Annotated in this window: 1 protein-coding gene; it reads left to right on the forward strand. The window is 46.3% G+C overall.

Annotation, left to right across the window (positions count from 1 at the left end):
• Positions 1–186 precede the first annotated feature (186 nt).
• Positions 187–663: a pathogenesis-related BetVI family protein gene (locus tag FFM71_RS13975; RefSeq protein ID WP_223876560.1), complete on the forward strand. Its 477-nt coding sequence runs from the start codon at positions 187–189 to the stop codon at positions 661–663.
• The last annotated feature ends 205 nt before the right edge of the window (positions 664–868 follow it).

Here is an 868-nt window from a genome sequence, read left to right on the forward strand (position 1 = left end):
ACGTTTGAGACACACCTTCACACAAGGGAACCTTGACACACCTTCACACAAGGGAACCTTAGTCCAATCCATCTATAAATACCACCCTAGTTCTCACATCTCTCCTCACCTCGAACCACTCTCTGCAATCCAATCAATCCTCCTTCTCTTCCTCTTTTGATCCTTTTCATTTCAAGCTCTAAGATCATGGGTGTTTTCACTTACGAGCAGGAGATCACTTCTTCAGTTCCCCCGGCCAAGATGTTCAAGGCCGCTGTCCTTGATGCTGACAACCTCATTCCCAAGGTCAGGCCTCAAGCTATCAAGTGCGTGGAAGTCATTCAAGGAGACGGAGGCCCTGGAACCATCAAGAAGATTCACTTTGGTGAAGGCCACAAATTCAAAAGCATGACACACCGGGTTGATGCGATTGACAAAGAGAAATTCTCATTCTGCTACACTGTGATCGACGGGGATGTTTTGACTGACGGCGTTGAATCAATTTGTCATGAGCTCACAGTGGTGCCTGCTCCAGGTGGAGGATCCATCTACAAGAACACCAGCAAGTACCACACCAAGGGCGCTGAGGTCTGTGAAGAGCACGTTAAGGGTGGCAAAGAGGATGCTCTCGCAACGTTCAAGGCTATTGAAGCCTACGTCCTGGCCCATCCTGATGCCTATTAAGTTTCCTGTCATGTTCTATTGAGTAAGAGATACTAGTCTCTTGAGTGCTCTACCTTCATAGCATCAGTCAAAGTGTGGAACTTTTGTGTTTTTGCCATATGGCCAAAGTAGCCTCGGCTTAAAAATAAGATTTTCCTAGGTGTGAACCTTGGTGTACTTGTAATGTTTTGTTGGAATGGAGAGTCATGGTTGTATTACCTAGTTG

This window comes from Companilactobacillus huachuanensis (genome assembly GCF_005404815.1).
GTDB lineage: Bacteria > Bacillota > Bacilli > Lactobacillales > Lactobacillaceae > Companilactobacillus > Companilactobacillus huachuanensis.

Bases quoted from the DNA above. Each gene is read 5' to 3' on its own strand.
- FFM71_RS13975 (WP_223876560.1), top strand. From the start codon at position 187: ATGGGTGTTTTCACTTACGAGCAGGAGATCACTTCTTCAGTTCCCCCG.